The organism is Massilia jejuensis (assembly GCF_042656795.1).
Taxonomy (GTDB): Bacteria; Pseudomonadota; Gammaproteobacteria; order Burkholderiales; family Burkholderiaceae_D; genus Telluria; species Telluria jejuensis.
This window is the reverse complement of the sequence record NZ_JBHSMS010000069.1, coordinates 1-2,823: the sequence shown is the minus strand read 5'-3', so window position 1 is coordinate 2,823 and position 2,823 is coordinate 1. Positions and strand designations below refer to the sequence as shown.

At 60.3% G+C, this 2,823-nt stretch carries 2 protein-coding genes; both read right to left on the bottom strand.

Features of this window, described 5'->3' with window-relative positions:
• Positions 1 to 90 precede the first annotated feature (90 nt).
• On the bottom strand, positions 91 to 510 hold the full coding sequence (locus ACFPOU_RS20120) for a DUF2061 domain-containing protein (RefSeq protein ID WP_379725508.1): 420 nt from the start codon (positions 508 to 510) through the stop codon (positions 91 to 93).
• 92 nt (positions 511 to 602) lie between these two features.
• A complete protein-coding gene (locus ACFPOU_RS20115) occupies positions 603 to 1,943 on the bottom strand; it encodes a cobyrinate a,c-diamide synthase (protein ID WP_379725505.1) in 1,341 nt (446 codons plus the stop codon).
• Positions 1,944 to 2,823: the final 880 nt, after the last annotated feature.

Here is a 2,823-nt window from a genome sequence, read left to right as displayed (position 1 = left end):
TCGTCAGGCTAGTTATAAAGAAAAAACCCGCTGATGCAGATCAGCGGGTTTTTTTTCGTCCCGTGAAATGAGGTAGGTCGCTTGTCCCCCTTACATGGCAATAAGCTGTCCGCCCTTCGACTGCATGCCGCGTTCGACTCCTTCCCACAGACGGTCGTGGAAAGGCAAGACGAGGACATTGCAGACCGGTTCGAGCAGCGCCGCGATACCACCTATGGCAACCGACCCTGTCGCGACATACATGACGCCAAACGCGACGCCGGCATGCAGCCCGGTCTGGCTAAGCTTTTCGCACGCGGCGCCTAGGCAGGCGCCACGGGCCCACCAGGCGCCGCGCCGCAACTTCACCCAAGCCGCTTGGTGCAGAGGAAGCAGCAAGACATTGATCAGTGGTTCGACCAGCACTGCCAAACCACTAAAGATAGCCGAACCGGTCAGCGCGTAGGCCACAACATAGGCAATGCCCATGTGGGTGGCGACCTGGCTGAGGCGTTTTGCTGCGATGATCATGGCTGCTCCTGCGTCTCGAACTTGAGTCACATGATAGTCATTCTCATCTATTCAGTAAAATAAATTGATTTAAGTTTAACGATAGAAAAATTCTATTTCACCCGCAGCTGGACCGTCTCAACGCAATCACCAGCGGGCTGAGCCGCACCGCGCATGAACAGGCAGGCAGCTGCCTCCGGGTTCGACGCGAAATAGGCATGGAAGTAGGATGCCGTCAGCGAGCCGGCCCGATACACGGCCTCGCCTGCATCGCCCGATGGATGGCGCACCGTGTGCAGGGCGGGAGCCAAGGGTGTCTCCAGGTGCGAATAATGGAACGTGTGGCCACGCAAGCTCCCCGCCGGCGTCGCGAGCGCCTGCGGACCGATACCCGCCAAACGCGATTGCATACGCACGACGCCTGGGAGCAGGCCAGCCATCGGCCAGCGCACACCGTCAGGGTCCGTCAATTCGTCGGCCAACACCATCATGCCCCCGCATTCGGCGACGATCGGCAAGCGCGCGGCGCAGCATGCGACGATCGAAGCACGCCAGCGCTGGGCTCCGGCGAGTACTTGTGCATGCAATTCGGGATAACCGCCGGGCAGGTAGACGGCGTCGGCCGCTTCCGGTACCTGTTCGTCGGCAAGCGGCGAGAAGAAGACCAGCTGGGCACCGAGCGCGCGCAGCGTATCGAGGTTGGCCGGGTAGAGGAAAGCGAAAGCGGCGTCGCGCGCGATCGCAACGGTGCGGCCGCCCAGGAGCGGTGGCAGGCCCGGGGAAGGCATCGGCGCCGGCGCATCGAAGAAGGGCAGCGACTGCCAGGCCGCGTGGTCCAGTTCGAGCGCATCGGCCATCTGGTCGAACAGCGCGTCGAGTTCGGGCAGTTCGTGCGGCAGCGCCAGGCCGAGGTGCCGCTCGGGCAGCGTGACAGCCTGGCCCGGCAGGGCGCCGATCAGGGCAATGCCGCGCAGCGACTGCGCAACCATGTGTGCGTGGCCGCTACCTGCAATCCGATTGGCGATGACGCCGGCCAGTTGCACCGGGCCGTAATCGCGCAGTCCGCATGCCACCGCGCCCATCGTCTGTGCCATCGCCGACGCATCGATCACGGCCAGAACGGGAATGCCGAAGGCGCGCGCGAGATCCGCTGCCGACGGGGTGCCGTCATAGAGGCCCATGACGCCTTCGACCAGCACCGCATCGGCAGTGTGCGCCGCATCGGCCAGGCGGCGCCGGCATTCGTCGATCCCTACCATCCACAGGTCGAGCGATTCCACCGGAGCGCCGCATGCGAGCTCGAGCAGCATTGGATCGATGAAGTCGGGGCCGCACTTGAAGACTCGCACCCGTTGGCCAGCACGTGCCAGGCTGCGCGCCAGGGCGGCGGTAACAGTGGTCTTGCCCTGGCCTGAAGCCATGGCCGCGATCAGGACCGCACGAGACGCGCTCACCTCGCGGCTCCCGTCAGTAAGGCGCAAGCGAGGACGTCGATGAGCGCGACAGATGCAGGCGACAGGGGTGTCGCTGGCAATAAAGTGGAACGGGTCATGTGGGTCTTTGGAAGGGACAAGCACCCCGCGTTTCCGTAGGCTAGATTAAACATAAATTCACCTGCGCACATTTCTACCTTGTGGCTGGTGTCACTGCCGCCAGGTGGAGCCGTCCGCCCTATCCATGCGATTACACAGTGGCCTGACAAGGCGGTTGGCGGCTTCGACACGTACTTGCGTAGCGTTGCGGGGGCTGCACGGCATTGCCCTGTTAAGAGCGTTGCGCTTCTCGTTTCGCCGGCCGTGACCGGGGCGCGAGCGTCAAAACACATCGATTATACGGCGCCGCCTCTTCCAGGGATGCATATCGCCAGACGCCATGGTGGTGAACGCGCTGACAGGCGACGAGACCCTTGAGCAGCGGCAAGAAAAAGCAAACAGAAATAGCATACGAAAGAACCTTGCTTCCTTCCTGTGACGTGCTTTATAATTCGCGTCCGCTTCGGCGCTGTCTGCAAAACGTTAACGTAATCAAGGTGTTAGATGCGTAATTTCTTTGCGAGCAGCAGCGAAGTGGAAAAAAAGAAGTTGACGAGAAACGAAAAACGCTTCATACTCTTCTTCTTCTGCTGATGACGAACACAACGATTCGCCAAACTGAGCAAGGCAGTACCAGACAAGTTCTTTAACAATTAACAGTCGATAAGTGTGGGCGTTTGATGAAGGTGCCAGGAACTTCGGTTCTTGATTACTTAAATTATCAAATGTTCACGAAAAAGAAATACGTTGCTCAGCGATGAGTGACGGTCAGTATTTTGAGTGAGCGACCCCTTAGCAATGA

Excerpts from the sequence above, each read along its gene's own strand:
- ACFPOU_RS20120 (WP_379725508.1), bottom strand. The coding sequence starts at position 510 with ATGATCATCGCAGCAAAACGCCTCAGCCAGGTCGCCACCCACATGGGC.